This is a genomic window from Rhizobium sp. FG113 (genome assembly GCF_057809895.1).
On record NZ_JBMDKV010000001.1, the window covers coordinates 636,958 to 651,742 of the forward strand.

At 58.2% G+C, this 14,785-nt stretch carries 16 protein-coding genes and 2 pseudogenes; 14 read left to right on the forward strand and 4 right to left on the reverse strand.

From position 1 onward, the window contains the following. Positions 1-16: 16 nt before the first annotated feature. Positions 17-2,161, reverse strand: coding sequence for a DNA cytosine methyltransferase (locus ACODTZ_RS02650; protein WP_489023516.1), 2,145 nt, complete (start codon positions 2,159-2,161; stop codon positions 17-19). 376 nt (positions 2,162-2,537) lie between these two features. Next, positions 2,538-3,125: a type II toxin-antitoxin system VapC family toxin gene (locus ACODTZ_RS02655; RefSeq protein WP_489023518.1), complete on the reverse strand. Its 588-nt coding sequence runs from the start codon at positions 3,123-3,125 to the stop codon at positions 2,538-2,540. Between the two features lie 763 nt (positions 3,126-3,888). On the opposite strand from ACODTZ_RS02655, the pseudogene ACODTZ_RS02660 reads away from it, so the two are divergent. The 4 genes and pseudogenes from ACODTZ_RS02660 to ACODTZ_RS02675 form a co-directional block, all read left to right on the forward strand. After that, a pseudogene (locus tag ACODTZ_RS02660) lies at positions 3,889-4,245 on the forward strand (hypothetical protein); the annotation flags it as partial. A 135-nt stretch (positions 4,246-4,380) separates the two neighbouring features. Further along, positions 4,381-4,992 carry a flavodoxin family protein gene (locus tag ACODTZ_RS02665; protein ID WP_489024769.1) on the forward strand — a complete coding sequence of 204 codons (612 nt, stop codon included), beginning with the start codon at positions 4,381-4,383 and terminating at the stop codon, positions 4,990-4,992. Between the two features lie 76 nt (positions 4,993-5,068). Next, positions 5,069-5,254, forward strand: a complete 186-nt coding sequence (locus tag ACODTZ_RS02670) for a DUF3008 family protein (RefSeq protein ID WP_489023520.1) — start codon at positions 5,069-5,071, stop codon at positions 5,252-5,254. Then, positions 5,254-6,147 carry an alpha/beta fold hydrolase gene (locus ACODTZ_RS02675; protein ID WP_489023521.1) on the forward strand — a complete coding sequence of 298 codons (894 nt, stop codon included), beginning with the start codon at positions 5,254-5,256 and terminating at the stop codon, positions 6,145-6,147. The genes ACODTZ_RS02670 and ACODTZ_RS02675 overlap by 1 nt, the downstream gene beginning before the upstream one ends. A 398-nt stretch (positions 6,148-6,545) precedes the next feature. On the opposite strand, the pseudogene ACODTZ_RS02680 reads toward ACODTZ_RS02675, so the two are convergent. Beyond that, positions 6,546-6,716 (reverse strand): annotated as a pseudogene (locus tag ACODTZ_RS02680) (PRC-barrel domain containing protein); the annotation flags it as partial. A 138-nt stretch (positions 6,717-6,854) separates the two neighbouring features. On the opposite strand from ACODTZ_RS02680, the gene paoA reads away from it, so the two are divergent. From paoA to ACODTZ_RS02720, 8 genes are all read left to right on the forward strand, one after another. Then, a complete protein-coding gene (gene paoA, locus ACODTZ_RS02685; RefSeq protein WP_489023523.1) occupies positions 6,855-7,502 on the forward strand; it encodes an aldehyde dehydrogenase iron-sulfur subunit PaoA in 648 nt (215 codons plus the stop codon). Continuing rightward, the gene (locus ACODTZ_RS02690) at positions 7,499-8,449 is read left to right on the forward strand and encodes an FAD binding domain-containing protein (RefSeq protein ID WP_489023525.1); all 951 of its coding nucleotides are present in this window, start codon (positions 7,499-7,501) and stop codon (positions 8,447-8,449) included. Before paoA ends, ACODTZ_RS02690 begins: the two co-directional genes overlap by 4 nt. 5 nt (positions 8,450-8,454) lie before the next feature. After that, a complete protein-coding gene (gene paoC, locus ACODTZ_RS02695; protein WP_489023527.1) occupies positions 8,455-10,659 on the forward strand; it encodes an aldehyde oxidoreductase molybdenum-binding subunit PaoC in 2,205 nt (734 codons plus the stop codon). Positions 10,660-10,681: 22 nt separating this feature from the next. Next, the gene (locus ACODTZ_RS02700) at positions 10,682-11,614 is read left to right on the forward strand and encodes an XdhC family protein (protein ID WP_489023529.1); all 933 of its coding nucleotides are present in this window, start codon (positions 10,682-10,684) and stop codon (positions 11,612-11,614) included. After that, on the forward strand, positions 11,607-12,248 hold the full coding sequence (locus tag ACODTZ_RS02705) for a nucleotidyltransferase family protein (protein WP_489023531.1): 642 nt from the start codon (positions 11,607-11,609) through the stop codon (positions 12,246-12,248). Before ACODTZ_RS02700 ends, ACODTZ_RS02705 begins: the two co-directional genes overlap by 8 nt. 262 nt (positions 12,249-12,510) lie before the next feature. Then, positions 12,511-12,711 carry a hypothetical protein gene (locus tag ACODTZ_RS02710; RefSeq protein ID WP_489023533.1) on the forward strand — a complete coding sequence of 67 codons (201 nt, stop codon included), beginning with the start codon at positions 12,511-12,513 and terminating at the stop codon, positions 12,709-12,711. Position 12,712: 1 nt separating this feature from the next. After that, the gene (locus ACODTZ_RS02715; RefSeq protein WP_489023535.1) at positions 12,713-12,919 is read left to right on the forward strand and encodes a hypothetical protein; all 207 of its coding nucleotides are present in this window, start codon (positions 12,713-12,715) and stop codon (positions 12,917-12,919) included. Between the two features lie 114 nt (positions 12,920-13,033). After that, positions 13,034-13,510: an NUDIX hydrolase gene (locus ACODTZ_RS02720; RefSeq protein WP_489024771.1), complete on the forward strand. Its 477-nt coding sequence runs from the start codon at positions 13,034-13,036 to the stop codon at positions 13,508-13,510. On the opposite strand, the gene ACODTZ_RS02725 is transcribed toward ACODTZ_RS02720, so the two are convergent. Further along, a complete protein-coding gene (locus tag ACODTZ_RS02725; RefSeq protein WP_489023537.1) occupies positions 13,507-13,911 on the reverse strand; it encodes a helix-turn-helix domain-containing protein in 405 nt (134 codons plus the stop codon). The two genes, ACODTZ_RS02720 and ACODTZ_RS02725, sit on opposite strands and share 4 nt — an antisense overlap. A gap of 73 nt (positions 13,912-13,984) precedes the next feature. Here ACODTZ_RS02725 and ACODTZ_RS02730 point away from each other — a divergent pair, with 73 nt between their 5' ends. Together ACODTZ_RS02730 and ACODTZ_RS02735 are read left to right on the forward strand one after the other, a co-directional pair. Then, the gene (locus tag ACODTZ_RS02730; protein ID WP_489023538.1) at positions 13,985-14,185 is read left to right on the forward strand and encodes a hypothetical protein; all 201 of its coding nucleotides are present in this window, start codon (positions 13,985-13,987) and stop codon (positions 14,183-14,185) included. 342 nt (positions 14,186-14,527) lie between these two features. Next, positions 14,528-14,773: a hypothetical protein gene (locus ACODTZ_RS02735; protein WP_489023540.1), complete on the forward strand. Its 246-nt coding sequence runs from the start codon at positions 14,528-14,530 to the stop codon at positions 14,771-14,773. Positions 14,774-14,785: the final 12 nt, after the last annotated feature.

Consider the following 14,785-nt stretch of genomic DNA (forward strand, 5'->3'; position numbering starts at 1 on the left):
CGCATAGTTCGCCCCTTTACCCGGCGTCCGCAGTCGGCGCCTTGATGGTAGCTCGTTTAAACCGCGCTGGTTCAAATGACGAGTTGGTGCTGGCGACGGCGTAGCGCGGATGAGGGATTTCCCAGACCGGCTTCTTCGCAAGATGTTCGTCGGTGATACCGACCAAATGTCGCTGAATGGCGCGATCATAGTCGAATTTAATGCCCAGCATTGCGGAGTGCATTGCCAGTCCCATCATCTTGGCAAGGACTGGCGGAAAGGCGTCCGCAGTTTCTTCTGCGTTGGAGTTGGAGTCCGAGCCCACAATCCAGTCGTCGGGAAAGGATTGGATACGCTTCACCATCGCGGTACTGAGATGGAAGCCATTGGGAGATCTCAACTCTTCGAGTGATGGTGGGCTATCGGTAAAGCCGCCCTTTATGTTGATGCCGCGGGCTTTCCACTCCTTCACACATCGGAAGTCGAATGGACTTGGAAATGCTGGGGCCGACTTTTTGGTCAACTTTCCACGCTTCTCATCGAGAAGCGTGTCGTACTCTTTCTTAGCATCAGGACTGAGCGGCTCTTGGAAGACGTGTCCTCCGAGAAGGTCGCCGATCACATCATGGAGGTAGACGAAACGCGGGTAGCGGAGCGTGGGCATGATGAGATCGTCCAGATACCCGCCCCTCGACCCGATCATCAGCTTCCGCTTTTTCGCTTGAGCGAGTCCGAAATCGGCGCCGTTTATTTCATGCCATTTGATGTCGTAGCCATTGTCGCGAAAACCCTGCGCGTGATCGGCGTCGAAAGCTTCCGAACGAGCCTCGAATACGAATGCTCTCGGTTTCAAGCGAATGACAGCCTGCAAGGCGTTCTTGAAGGCCTGTATCGCATCTCCGTGCTGGTGCTCGTGCCAGGGAATCCCGCAGGTGATCAAATCTGGCTCGGATGCTTCCAAGTTTCGGAGCGCTTCGTCAAAGTCGGTCTGGCGAGCCAAATGGACATTTTTCAGGAGTCGATTTGCAGCAATTGCGTCCTTGGTAGCAAGCGTCTTCGTGAATATGGAAGCAGGATGGAATCCTGCAGCAACGAGTCCTAGCGCCATTCCGCCGACGCCGGCGTCGATGTCGACGAAAGAGGGGCCAGGCCAACGTCGGGGGTGGGAGCCAGCCGCGACGTGTCCGGGGACTGCGAGCGGAATGTCCCCAGCCAGGAACTGGAGATGCGTTCGCACATCCAACTCGAGGTCAGGATCGGAGCCACCATAGTTACGAAGAGCGCGCGGGTCCAACTCATGCGCGTGGCGTCGCGTTCTTAAGAGATAGGAATCTGTTCTCTCCCGAAATCCATTGGTGCCGAGCTTCAGTTGCTCAAGGGTTTGAGCCGCGACTTCAAAGGATATACTTGCTACGAAATCCTCTCGTGCGGTTACGTCGGGATCGTCTGCTTCAAGAGGTCCGAGGAGACCAAAAATCTGGTGATACATCGATAGAACCTCGCCTGCCTTCTCAGCGACCGCGTGAACAAGTGGAATGTAGTCGTGTTCACGTGCGCGCTCGCTAAGCCAATGACCAAGCCCTGAAACCGCGATGTCAAAAAGCTCGCAGAGCTTGATCGCCTCGTGCTGAAGTCTTTCAACAAGAGCGGCGCCGGCACGCTTTGCTCCAAGGTCCAGCACGCCCTTCCGACGAAGCAGGGCGATCTCGTGCGCAGTCACGCTTCTGATAGTGTCGGCACGCTCAAGGTGATTGATCGTCGATCTTCCGAGGTGTTCGCCCGACTTCAGACGTTCGACGAACTTGTCGCGTTTTTCCGTGTTGCAGCGGGACAGCGCGTAAAGTGTGTCAGGGGGAGTGGCGAGCTTAATAAATGTCGCCTTCTCTGCGATAAGGTCAGGATGTATCGCACGAGCGACCTCGACCTGCTCTTTCGAAAAGCCAAGGTTGTTCCTCAGCCAGCTTGTGATGTCGAAACCAGGGTCTGCGCTCATGGCGGCTTGCAGAGCCTGGACTTCAGCCGCTACGTTGAGAAAGTATTCCGTCTGCTTCTTGCGAAATTTTAGTAGAGTGGTCTGGGCGTTGAAGAGAGTTTTTCTTTTTGCCCTTTGCTGGTCCGCAACTTCCTTGTCAGCTTTCCGCTTCCTGTCGAGCTCTTCGGTTCCAATCGTGTAGCCGGCCATCTTCTGCTCCTGTTGAGTCCTTTATAGGACACGAAGATTTGCAGACTATGAATCTTTGCCGGTCATAGGGCGGTCGCAATGGCAGGGCGGCCGTCGATATCCGTCTGGCTGAGAGCATTTGGCAGCAGCGGACGGGCGCCGTAGACACGTGATCGAAATCTCGGTTCGCTACCGGACGGCGTCTATCTTCCGTGAAACTATCACCGACGTCGAGGCTGTCGCGTCCCGTCAACCTGACGTATTCCGCATCCGGCCTAGGTGGACCGCATCGGTAAGCACGTGACCGTCAGGCGCTACGGCTGCTGGGCGCGCAGTGGAAGCGCACAAACTGAGAAGTTTCCTACCAATATCGGTTCAAGAACCATCCAATCCAACGCTACCGAGCCCTCGGCCCCCTGCGGATCCAGTCCGGCTCATCGCCAGGATGGTCGTCATTGGCATATTCTGCGCTAGCGGCGGCCAGCGATGGCTCGACTATCCATAGGTCATCCTGCGGATTGTAGAGGCCCGGAAGTGGGAACAGGCGGTGAATGTAGAGAAAATCTCTGACGTTCATCGTTGCTATCGGGATACGATGAGAAATCGACAATGCGGCCAGCATGGCGTCTCCGCCCAGGCGTATTCGGTCGGTCTTGATTGGCTCCCCATGCTTGTTCTTTCGCTCTTCCGTTAGAAAGAAATGCTGCATCGCCGGCGTGGCCGCCATGTGGCCGAGGAGTCGCGCGGCATTTACGTCCATTTCTGGGAAGGTGTAGCAGGTATCGAGGAATTCGGTGAACCAAGCTAGGAGCTCCAGAGCCTTGGCAGGGTTGTAGCGTTGGACGGCCCGGATGCCATATTCCGTCTCGTAGATGGTCGTCCATGGAACGACGATAGCTCCGGGTGGCAGGCTTGCAAGCCACTCCCACAACCAGCGGGGAGGCTGGGGTAGGTAGGCGTTACTCAAGATATTGGTATCCAGCATCAGCCTTTCCATCGCGGCGCCGCTTCCTTGATTGGCCACTGCAGGACAGAATTAGGCTAGGCGTCGAAAAGCTGATAAAGTATTACCGTCTGAGTCCTTGGAGTGCAGCTATGGTTTCAGAGGCGAAATGGACGAGTGAAGAGGCCGCAGGTGAATTTGTGCGTCTGCTTGAAGAGGCTCGAGTTCATGGTCCCCAGGAAATCGTGGACGATACGGGTATTTATGTGCTCAGAATTCGTGCTGATTCCACCAAGGAGGACGCTGCGCGATTTCTTCTTCGGTCTCGTCCAAAGGGCTAAATTTCGGCGCCAGTTAGGCAAGGATTCGTTAACCGTAAAGTGGTTTTCCGTTGTCCGCAGTCGTCCTCCTTTATGGTATCCGGACGCCAACACCACCTCTTCAACGAGCACATCGGCAACACGGGCGGCATGAGTGGAACCAAGCTATCTCCCTTGATTGCGGGTCGTCGGTCATGCTTGCTCCTGAAAAAAGAGGTGAGGCGATACCGGAAGGTGGGGCGCTCGTCTGCCGTTTCGTTGGCCATTACGGGAAACCCGAAAAACCGTGATGTTCACTATCCCTGTCGCGTTCGGTTGACACGGTCCGCGCTCGCGTGGGGGAATGTCTAGCAAGCGACACGGTTTCGATCAGAAGGCTTCCGTCATAGCGAGGTCTTCTCCGGCAGGAAGCCCCCTTTTAATTTGCTGAACATTTGGCAGATGACTAAAAAGCGGCGCTCGCTCGCTCAGCAAGCCGAGGCTTCGGGATAGCCAGCGTCGTGGTGTGGCCTTCGCCTTTCGAACGGCGGCGTCGCGTCGTGCTGAACTCATCGATGATGGCGATCCACTGCGAGATCTGACGCGGAGACGACATGATCCATCTCGTGAAACTACAGCTTTTCGATCTCTCCGGCGACTTTGTGTCCTGACACGCCGACCGCGACATGGATTCCGATCTGCCGACGGGAAGGGGCATCGAGATCCCGCATGGATCGCCAGGCAGCCCGGATTTACGGGATCGGGTGAAGCCTGTGCCGGAGACGTGGCACAAATCATCAATTGCATTTAAGCACTCGCCCGAAAATAATCGAACTCCATCTTTTGGGTTCCAAGCCGATTAATGCAGTCTTTAAAGCTATCACGCATCAGCGAACCGGTTTGTCACTGAACAAAAGCATTCTTCGTCGTCCGTTCCTTGGAACAATGAGGACGCGGCAGTGTTTGCCAAACACCAATTGGGAGGCCCGGTGAAGACCATGACACTCAAGGCGATCGCTTTAAACGCCACGCTAAAATCATCAGGCGGAGAACCGTCGTCGACGGACCGAATGCTGTCGCTTATCGCCGAGGCGCTAGACAAGGTCGGCGTCGCAACGGAAACGATCCAGCTCGCCGACTTCAACATGAAGCCCGGCGTCACCTCCGACGAAGGCGATGGCGACGAGTGGCCGGGCATCCGTCAGAAAATCCTCGACGCCGACATTCTCGTATTTGGTTGCCCGATCTGGATGGGGCAGCCTGACAGCATCGCAAAGCGCGTCCTTGAGCGGATGGACGCATTCTTCGATGAAACCGACGAAGCGGGGCGAATGGTCTCCTACGGCAGAGTTGCTGCGGTCGCAGTGGTCGGCAACGAGGACGGCGCTCACCACGTCTCGGCCGAACTGTATCAGGGCCTGAACGACGTCGGCTTCACACTTGCACCGAACGGAGTCGCGTACTGGGTGGGGGAGGCTATGGGCAGCACCAACTTCATCGACTTGCCGAAGGTGCCGGAATCCGTCCAGAAGACCGTCGACATGCTCGCACGAAACACGGCGCACCTAGCGCAGCTCATCAAGGACAACCCGTTTCCTGGAGAGAAGTAGCTGCACGCGGGGCGGACTGGGAACTTACACCTTCCACGAAGGTTTTTGCTTTAAGACTTTTAGATGGAGAACTCCCATGCCAGCGAAATCCAAAGCGCAACAGAAGGCAGCCGGCGCGGCCCTGTCGGCGAAGCGCGGCGACACACCCAAGAGCAAGCTTAAGGGCGCGTCGAAACAGATGGCCGACTCCATGACCGAGAAAGAACTCGACGAGATGGCCTCGACGAAACGCAAGGGCAAGCCCCAGCACGTTTCACACTGATGAACGTCGTTGCCAGCCAGACAAATGAGCATGGCTTTTCTGGTTTCGCTCTTGACTTGATCGAGGTCGCGGCCGGGCAGCTTCGAGTTCGTCACGGTGGCAGCGGGCTACCGGTTATGCTTCTGCACGGCCATCCACGAACCCATATGACCTGGGGCCGTGTCGCCGACATCCTTTCGACGTCCTTCACCGTCGTCTGTCCCGACCTCCCTGGCTTCGGACGCTCATTTATCCCTGTCGACGCGCCAGACAGCAGGCACTCCTCGAAACGCTCAAAAGCGACCGTTCTGGTCGAGATGATGGAACATCTCGGACACCGAGAATTCGCGGTCCTGGGCCACGACCGTGGTAGTCTCACAGCCTTCCGGATGACGATGGACTACCCCGAGAAGATAACGCGGCTGATCACCGTTGACGGCATTCCGATCCTTGAACATCTCGAGCGCGCCGATTGGAGATTTGCGAGGGACTGGTACCATTGGTTCTTCTTCGCTCAGCCGGAAAAACCGGAACGGGCGATCCTTGCAGATCCGTGCGGGTGGTATTCAGCATTGTCTCCCCGTCTCATGGGCGCAGCGGCTTACGACGACATGCTCGATGTCATCCATAATCCCGACGCGATCCACGGCATGATCGAGGACTACCGTGCTGGCATCCGGATCGATCACCAACACGACCTGGCTGACCGGGAAAGTGGGAGGCGGATTAAATGCCCGATGCTCTGCCTGTGGTCTACACGGGACGATTTGGAGAAAATCTACGGCGATCCTGTCGCGATCTGGCGCAACTGGGCGACAAGCGTTCGAGGCTTCGGCATTGATAGCGGTCACCACATCGCAGAGGAGAATCCAGAAGCTCTCGCCAAGGCAATACGTGAATTCCTGGCACCCTGATAGCTTAGTGGACGTACACGATCGCTCCGGCTTTGTTCGCTTTCGTTTTTACCTGCGCGTTGAACCCGTCTTCAACCTAGTCATTTCTCCCGCGCGGCTTCATGTCCAAACCTGCCGAGACCTGCTTGCCATTTCGCTTGGCGATTGCAGCTTCGTCGAGGGTACTGGCTGTGATCCTCACTTCCTGAAAACACTCGCCCTGCTCGTAGGAGACATAGTTCGTGGCTTACGGCTCTCAGCAGCCGATATGTCGGTCAACTTCAGCCAGCGCGTCGGCCTGGAGGAGGTCCATCGACTTCACAATCTGATATCGAGCGACGAACGTCTTCTGCGCCTTCCCTGTCTCCACGGACGCTCACAGAACAGACGACCCTCAAGATGACGCGGGTAGTCCTATTCAGCTCGTCCTTCGTCCAGCTCTTTACCACATGGACGTCGCCATCCTGGCCGGGCATGAACTTAAGATCAGTAATCGGTTCCGCGACCGGCTTTGCACCGATACCCAAGAAGCAACCGACGGCGATGACGGCCGAGCCGCCGGTGCCTGCGCCGTGAATCTGGTCGATCTTTTCGCGGACATCGAAAGCGCCTTTCTGTCAATCTGCGTCGATCTCTTCGAATAGCTGGACCGCCCCTAACCTTATCGGCAGCAGGCGCTAGTTTAGGACCATGCGCCGAGCCTCACTGATAGGCGGCAGCTACGAACTGTGGAGCTGACCATGTCAAGCATCAGTCAATCTGAACTTTCACGCCGCAACTTACTTATCTCCTCAGTCGCGACACTTGCGGCCACCACTGTCGCCGGCGACGCGACAGCACAATCTACAGGAGACCGCATGACCCAAGCTTCAACCCTGTCATTAAAGGTTAACGGACAGGTTCGAGACCTTGACGTCGATAATCGAACGACACTTCTCGACGCTCTGCGCGAGCATCTTCACCTGACAGGTACCAAGAAAGGGTGCGATCACGGTCAATGTGGAGCGTGCACGGTCTTGGTCGATGGACGCCGCATCAACTCGTGTCTTTCTTTGGCCGTCATGCACGACGGCGACGAAGTGACGACCATCGAAGGCTTAGGCGAGCCCGGCAGACTGCATCCCATGCAGGCTGCGTTCGTCAAGCACGATGGCTTCCAGTGCGGATACTGTACGCCTGGACAGATCTGTTCCTCCGTGGCGGTGCTCGAAGAAATCAAGGCGAACATCCCGAGCCACGTCACCGGCGACCTCAACGCAAAGACGTTACTCAGCGAGGGTGAGATCCGCGAACGCATGAGCGGCAACATCTGTCGCTGCGGAGCCTATTCCAACATCGTCGAGGCAATCGTCGAAGTCGCGGGGACAAAATCATGAAGGCCTTTACATACGAGAAGGCCTCCACGATAGAGGCTGCCGCCAAGGCAAACGTTGCGAACGCTGGCGCAAAGTTCATTGCCGGCGGTACCAATCTGCTGGACCTGATGAAGCTCGAAATTGAAACACCGACCCACTTGATTGATGTCAATGGGCTCGGCCTCGACAAGATCGAGAAGACGTCCGAGGGTGGTCTTCGGATCGGAGCGCTGGTCCGCAACACCGACCTTGCAGCAGACGCAACCGTCCGGCGCGATTACGGGCTGTTGTCGCGGGCCTTGCTGGCAGGCGCTTCCGGCCAGCTTCGTAACAAGGCGACGACCGCGGGAAATCTGCTTCAAAGGACGCGCTGTCCGTACTTCTATGACACGGCTCAACCCTGCAACAAACGGGTGCCCGGAAGCGGCTGTTCGGCTATTGGGGGCTTCAGCCGTCAGCATGCCGTAGTCGGTGTTAGCGACGCCTGCATTGCGACGCATCCAAGCGACATGGCAATTGCCATGCGGGCCCTCGATGCAGTTGTCGAAACCGTCAAGCCGGATGGGAGCCGCCGCTCGATCCAAATCGCCGATTTCCATCGCCTGCCGGGCGACACACCGCAAATCGAAACAGCCCTAGAGAAGGGCGAGATTATTGTTTCCGTCGTGCTACCGCCTCCGATCGGCGGCACGCATATCTATCGCAAGGTCCGTGACCGAGCGTCCTACGCGTTCGCCCTCGTCTCCGTCGGAGCCGTGATTCAGCCGGACGGAACGGGTCGAGTGGCAGTCGGCGGTGTCGCGCACAAACCATGGCGCGTCGAAGCCGCCGACACCGCGCTGTCCAAAGGAGCGAAAGCCGCCGCGGGAACTCTCCTTGCCGATGCCCGTCCGACCGAGCAGAACAAATTCAAGGTCGATCTCGTCGAGCGTACGCTCGGCGCAGTGATCGCCGAAGCGAGAGGCTGACCGTCATGAAGTTCGACACTCCAGCAACCACCAATCCAATCGACCAGCTCAAGGTAGTCGGCCAGCCTATCCATCGCATTGACGGCCAGCTCAAGACCACGGGCCGGGCGATGTATGCCTACGAATGGCATGATCCCAACATGCCTTACGCCTACGGCTATCCCGTAGGTTCTGCCATTGCCAAAGGGCGCATCTCGTCGATGAATGTCGACGCCGCCAAGCGTGCACCTGGCGTTCTTGCCGTGGTCACCACGCTAGACGTCGGCAAGCGGGAAAAGGGCAAATTGAATACCGCAAAACTCTTCGGTGGCGATGAGATCGTGCATTATCATCAGGCGATTGCGGTGGTTGTCGCCGAGACGTTCGAGCAGGCCCGCGCCGCCGCCGCTCTCGTGAAGGTCGACTACGCTGAAGAAGAGGGCGTCTATGATCTCGCCGATGCGAAGGACACGGCCGTGAAGCCGAAGGATGCTGGCGGAGCGCCGCCAGATACCGCTGTCGGCGATTTCGAGGGGGCGTTCAAGTCTGCCGAAGTGACGTTGGACGAGACCTATACCACCCCGGATCAGTCGCATTCGATGATGGAGCCGCATGCTTCCATCGCCGCTTGGGACGGCGACGAACTCACCGTTTGGACATCAAGCCAGATGATCGACTGGTGGCGCTCTGACCTCGCGACGACGCTTGGCGTCGACAAAGAGAAGATCCACCTCATGTCTCCCTTTATCGGCGGGGGCTTCGGAGGCAAGCTCTTTCTCCGCGCCGACGCGGTCCTTGCGGCTTTTGGAGCAAGGGCTGCTAACCGTCCCGTCAAAGTGGCACTGCCGAGGCCGTTTCTGGTCAACAACACGACGCACCGTCCGGCAACCATTCAGCGAATTCGGATCGGCGCCAGACGTGACGGCAAGATCACGGCAATCGCTCATGAGAGTTGGTCGGGCGACCAGCCCGATGGTCAGCTCGAAACGGCGGCGATGCAAACGCGGCTTCTCTATGCGGGCGAGAACCGGATGACCGCGATGAGGTTGGCAACGCTTCATCTTCCCGAAGGCAACGCCATGCGTGCGCCAGGAGAGGCGCCGGGGCTGATGGCGCTTGAGATAGCGATAGACGAAATGGCGGAAAAGCTCGGCATCGACCCCGTGCAATTTCGTATCCTAAACGACACCCAGGTTGATCCCGAAAAGCCAGACAGGCCATTTTCGCATCGCGACTTCGTCGGTTGTCTCAAGCTCGGAGCGGAGCGTTTCGGCTGGGATGGCCGAACTCGCCCCGCGTCACGTCGCGAAGGAAACTGGTTGGTCGGTATTGGGGTTGCAGCCGCTTTCCGTAACAATCTGCTGATCCCGTCGGGTGCGCGGGTCCGCCTTGACAACGAAGGCGTCGTTACCGTCGAGACTGACATGACGGATATTGGAACGGGCAGCTATACGATTATCGCGCAGACCGCGGCAGAGATGATGGGACTGCCGATCGACAAGGTCGCTGTCCAGCTCGGAGATTCCCGCTTTCCCGTATCGGCGGGCTCTGGTGGCCAGTTCGGCGCCAACTGCTCGACGACGGGCGTCTATGCCGCCTGCGTCAAGCTCCGCGAAGCTATTGTGCAGAAACTCGGTTTCAATGAGCAGGACGTCGTCTTCGAAGATGGTCAGGTTCGTTCAGGCACGCGCTCGGTTCCTCTTGCCGAAGTGGCAGGCGCCCAAGGACTTGTGGCCGAGGACAAGGTCGAATGGGAGAAGCTTTCCGACAGCCATCAGCAGTCGACCTTCGGCGCGCACTTCGTCGAGGTCGGCGTCGATGTGGCGACCGGTGAAACCCGTATTCGCCGCATGCTCGCGGTATGCGCGGCCGGGCGGATCCTCAACCCGATCACAGCCCGAAGCCAGGTGATCGGTGCCATGACGATGGGAGCGGGGCTCGCGCTCACCGAAGAGCTCGCCGTCGACAGCCGCCGTGGCTTCTTCGTCAACCACGACCTTGCCGGATACGAGGTGCCGGTGCACGCCGACATTCCGCATCAGGAGGTCGTCTTCATGGACGAGACCGATCCCATTTCCTCGCCGATGAAAGCAAAGGGGATTGGCGAGTTAGGATTGTGTGGAGTCTCGGCGGCGATTGCCAACGCGATTCATAACGCAACTGGCATCCGTCTTCGGAACTATCCAATGACCCTCGACAAGCTCATCAGTGGGCTTCCAGAGGTCGCATGATGGTTTTAACAGGACAAGACGCATGAACCTGATGCTGAACACGATGGAGCTGAATGTGCCGAAGCGGTCGTCCACCAGCGACGACCCTTTGGACATTCTGCAGTTCGCAATCGCTTCCTTCAAGAACGGCGGGGCGACGCTCGCAACCCTTGTCGATATCCGCGGCGGCGCGGCCCGCGCCCTTGGTTCACATCTCGCCATCGCGGCCGATGGCAGCTTCTTAGGCTACGTCTCCGGCGGATGCGTCGAGGCGGCGGTCGCTTCTGAGGCGCTGCTGGCTCTGGAGGCGGGCCGTGATCGAACCGTTCACTTCGGCGACGGCTCGCCCTTTTTCGATGTCGTCCTTCCTTGTGGAGGCGGCATCACGATCGCCATTCATGTCCTGCGCGACGTCGACGTCGAGAATTTGGAAGCCGTCGTCACCGCGGTGCGGGAGCGTCGGACGGCCGGGCTTTCATATTCACCGACCCAGGAGGCCATCAATAGCATCGCGCCGCCTTTGCGATGCGGGTGGGGAAACGGGAGCTTCGAAACGGTCTACCGGCCGCGGATACGCGTCGTGATTTCGGGGCAGTCTTCCGAGGCGGTCGCGCTGGAACGGATTGCCGAAGCGGCCAGACATGACGTCGTAGTCCTGGGAGCATCTGGCGGCGATCTCACCCCTTCAATTCTTGATCAGCATACGGCGGTGGTACTGTTGCATCACGACTTGGACGCCGAAGAGCGAACCCTTGGCATGGCGTTGCAATCGAGTGCGTTCTACATAGGCGCGCTCGGCAGCACGCGCACGCATCGAAGTCGCGTCGAGCGTCTGAGACATGCGGGAATTGTCGACGGCCAGATAGACCGCATAAAGGCGCCGATCGGGATGTTCGGGCCGGCCAAGGATTCGACGTCGCTAGCCCTGTCGATACTGGCCGACGTCGCAGCCTCAAGACTTGCCGCCTATGCATGATGTCGCGGCCAATGGTTCAACACCCATCATCGCCGCGGTTGTTCTTGCTGCGGGAAGTTCGACCCGCAGCGGAAACGCGCATAAGCTCCTTGCAAAATTCGATGGCGTTTCAATGGTTCGCTGGTCGACGGTTGCCGCCGTCGGATCGGGATGCAATCCGGTGTTCGTCGTCATCGGTCACGGCGCCGAGCAGGTCCACGAAGAGGTGGCCGACCTGCCCGTACGCGTCGTACGAAATCCTTTCTACGCGTCGGGAATGTCGACTTCGATCGTCGCCGGGGTGCGAGAGGCGATCGGCGTCAAAGCTTCGGGTCTGATGATCTGTCTAGCCGACATGCCCCGCCTGACGAGAGATCATCTCACTGGTCTTGCGAAGGCGTTCGTAGATGCTGGAGGCGAGATGCTCATTCGGGCTGCGGACAATGGCGTTCCCGGTCACCCGATCATCTTTCCTCGGCACGTGTTCCACGATCTGCTGGCTTTGACGGGCGACGTTGGTGGTCGTGAGATCGTCGAACGCTACCGGTCAATCGTCAGGCACGTGGAGATCGGCAACGCCTCGCGAAGCGATTTCGACACTTTGGAAAATCTCAGGGCGGCTGGTTGGTGTGTTTCAACATGCTCTGAGCGATGAAAGGAGTTCCTGGAGGCCCCCTCACGGAATAAACTCCACCTGCAAAGATCCGGATCGCATTAGAAGCGAGGCGCCACTATCCACACTTCGACGCCGCAGTCCCCCTGTCGCCGAAACCGATCGAGGGCGCCGCGCCTTACCAAGAAAGCAGGAAGCCCTTTTGACGCCGATGGCCTAGGGGAAATCGCTTCCCAGCAAGTTTTTTCGAAGGGAACAAGCGGGGGGTGGCGACGGTTACCTTTATCGAAGAGGAGAACTCGAAATGGGAATGAACAACCCAAAGGACGGCACTCCCGGAACGACTGACCAATCGCCGCGATGGGAAGGCCCGCAGGAGAGCAGGCCGCCGGGATACATGCCGGCGAGCGACGATCCGGACAAGGCGAAGGATGCCAATGGCGAAAGCAATCGCGATCCTGAGGTCATGAAGGTTTCAGACGGCCTCAAGCAGAAGGGCGAGTGAAATGTCCGATGTCGAAAAGGATGCCAAGGGGCAGTTTGCCAAGTCCGTCGCCGACAGAAAGTCGACGGGCGTCCATAGTGCCAAACCAACGGTGATCACCGGCTCCGAGGACGCGACCGTGCATAAAGCGCCGCCGGGGCAGAAGCCCGCCAAGGACTGGGACGTCAACTTCGATCCGGCGGACGAGAACGAAGGGCGGATGCGCTAGAAGATATCGCACCGGCGCGAAGCCGCGCTGACCGCGCGGCCAGCTTTGCGAAAGACTGGACATCGGTACGGTCGCCGCCGTTGTCTTAAAACAACGAGACCCTATTTCTTGTCGATGAATGAGAGCCTAGAGGCGCCCGGCGCAGGTTATGAGATCTCCGATCCGAGAGAGGCGGGCGTCGCCCAGTTCGGGGCGCTGTGCGTCCGAGGATCGCCTCTCGCCGCGCCGGAAGTCCTGCTTATCACAACCCGCGAGACCAAGCGCTGGACGATCCCCAAGGGCTGGCCGATCAAGGGAAGGAAGCCCTATCAAGTTGCGGAGCAGGAAGCTTGGGAAGAGGCCGGGGTGATAGGCCGGGCCCACAAGCGACCAATTGGCAACTACGACTACATCAAGAAGCTCGACAGCGGAGAGCAGGTGCGGGCGACGGTCGAGGTGCATGTTCTTGACGTGAGGAGGTCGAAAAGGAAGTTCCCGGAACATCGCGAGCGCGACCTCGCGTGGGTTGCAGTCGAAGAGGCGGCCCGGCTAGTCGCCGAGCCGGGGCTCGAGAAGCTTATCCGCCGGTTTGGCGAGGCCTCCTCTAACTAGCCTAGAGTATGCCCGATGCGCTCAATGTGGTGGTCGTCAGCGGGAATGCCGTTCTCAACCCCAGCGATCTCAACCTCGGTAAAGCCAGTTGCGCTCGCAAGGTCTTCTAGGCTGTAACCTTTCGCGATGCGCGCGTCGCGTAGGCGTGCGCCAACCTTTTCAAGTTGGCCCGCCGAAAAGTTTCCAATTCCAATGTGATCCAATGCTGTTTTCCGCCGCCAGCCGTAGATTGCGAAGTCGCTCGCTCTTGTCTTCGTAAAGCGGACTCTTTCCCCGAAGGGTCGATCGCGATCTTGTTCGTGGATGCGAAGATCGACGCGCTGTTGCACGGTCAGGGTCTTCTGGGCCTGCTTAACATCAATTTTCCTTGAGAGTTCCTGCTTATAAGTGAGCCTAGTCAACAGTTTGAAGGCTCTTGTCCACTAGCGTACAGCCGACTTGGCCACCTTCAGCCCGGCACCCATCAGAGCGACGATGACCACCAGTTCGGCCAAATGTTCAGCCCATGCGATGTTTTCCAAAGGGTTGAACCAGGGTAGAGATGTGAGCGGCGACCAGGCCAAAAGCATGCCTATCACGATGCAGCATATCGGAAGTGAGAGTGGCATGCGCTTTGGGGGCAAGCTGCAGCCACGTCGTCAGCAGTACGATAGCGCCAAAAATGAAGAAAAGTGACGATTTAGGTGTCCAATCCTCTCTCCGTGGAAGAAACGAAGGGCCTGCAGCGTTTCAAATGCTCCGCTAGGTTTTGGGTTCCGGTTAAGCGACTGACGATAATTTGCGCCGTTGACTTATGACCGCCAAGTCTATCGTCGAGGCGCGGGGATGGCGGCAGGAGCGCTTCAAGCTGTGTGGATCCCGTAGTCGAAATCGCCGGTTCGCCCAACTGAAACAGATTGATCGGATTTCTCGTGTTTGTCGGATTATTTGCGAATTCACCGGGGGGCGGGGCCGCGGGTGCTGCACGATTGACGAGCCAGCGACCGGCCCTATGTTCAGTGCTGGGGAGGAACTCCCATGGACGCGGCTCACCTGTATGACGAGAGGGATATCCGTACGATTTCGGATGCGGTCCAGACTTGGTACCGCTACTACGAGGTCTCGCCCGACGAAAAGGTTTCCAAAACTCTCTGCACCGCCGCAATCCGTTTTTTCAACGACGGCTATCAGTCTTCAGACGACATCTCGACGCTGCTCATCGGCACCTACGTAGGAAGATGGGCAACGCGCGTCAACGCGCCAACATCCGATAGCTCCCATTAACATGCGATGACG

Bases quoted from the DNA above. Each gene is read 5' to 3' on its own strand.
- ACODTZ_RS02715 (WP_489023535.1), top strand. From the start codon at position 12,713: ATGTCCGATGTCGAAAAGGATGCCAAGGGGCAGTTTGCCAAGTCCGTC.
- ACODTZ_RS02720 (WP_489024771.1), top strand. From the start codon at position 13,034: ATGAATGAGAGCCTAGAGGCGCCCGGCGCAGGTTATGAGATCTCCGAT.
- ACODTZ_RS02655 (WP_489023518.1), bottom strand. From the start codon at position 3,125: ATGCTGGATACCAATATCTTGAGTAACGCCTACCTACCCCAGCCTCCC.
- ACODTZ_RS02675 (WP_489023521.1), top strand. From the start codon at position 5,254: ATGAACGTCGTTGCCAGCCAGACAAATGAGCATGGCTTTTCTGGTTTC.
- ACODTZ_RS02730 (WP_489023538.1), top strand. From the start codon at position 13,985: ATGACCACCAGTTCGGCCAAATGTTCAGCCCATGCGATGTTTTCCAAA.
- ACODTZ_RS02665 (WP_489024769.1), top strand. From the start codon at position 4,381: ATGACACTCAAGGCGATCGCTTTAAACGCCACGCTAAAATCATCAGGC.
- ACODTZ_RS02690 (WP_489023525.1), top strand. From the start codon at position 7,499: ATGAAGGCCTTTACATACGAGAAGGCCTCCACGATAGAGGCTGCCGCC.
- ACODTZ_RS02700 (WP_489023529.1), top strand. From the start codon at position 10,682: ATGAACCTGATGCTGAACACGATGGAGCTGAATGTGCCGAAGCGGTCG.
- ACODTZ_RS02705 (WP_489023531.1), top strand. From the start codon at position 11,607: ATGCATGATGTCGCGGCCAATGGTTCAACACCCATCATCGCCGCGGTT.
- ACODTZ_RS02670 (WP_489023520.1), top strand. From the start codon at position 5,069: ATGCCAGCGAAATCCAAAGCGCAACAGAAGGCAGCCGGCGCGGCCCTG.
- ACODTZ_RS02735 (WP_489023540.1), top strand. From the start codon at position 14,528: ATGGACGCGGCTCACCTGTATGACGAGAGGGATATCCGTACGATTTCG.
- paoC (WP_489023527.1), top strand. From the start codon at position 8,455: ATGAAGTTCGACACTCCAGCAACCACCAATCCAATCGACCAGCTCAAG.
- ACODTZ_RS02710 (WP_489023533.1), top strand. From the start codon at position 12,511: ATGGGAATGAACAACCCAAAGGACGGCACTCCCGGAACGACTGACCAA.
- ACODTZ_RS02650 (WP_489023516.1), bottom strand. From the start codon at position 2,161: ATGGCCGGCTACACGATTGGAACCGAAGAGCTCGACAGGAAGCGGAAA.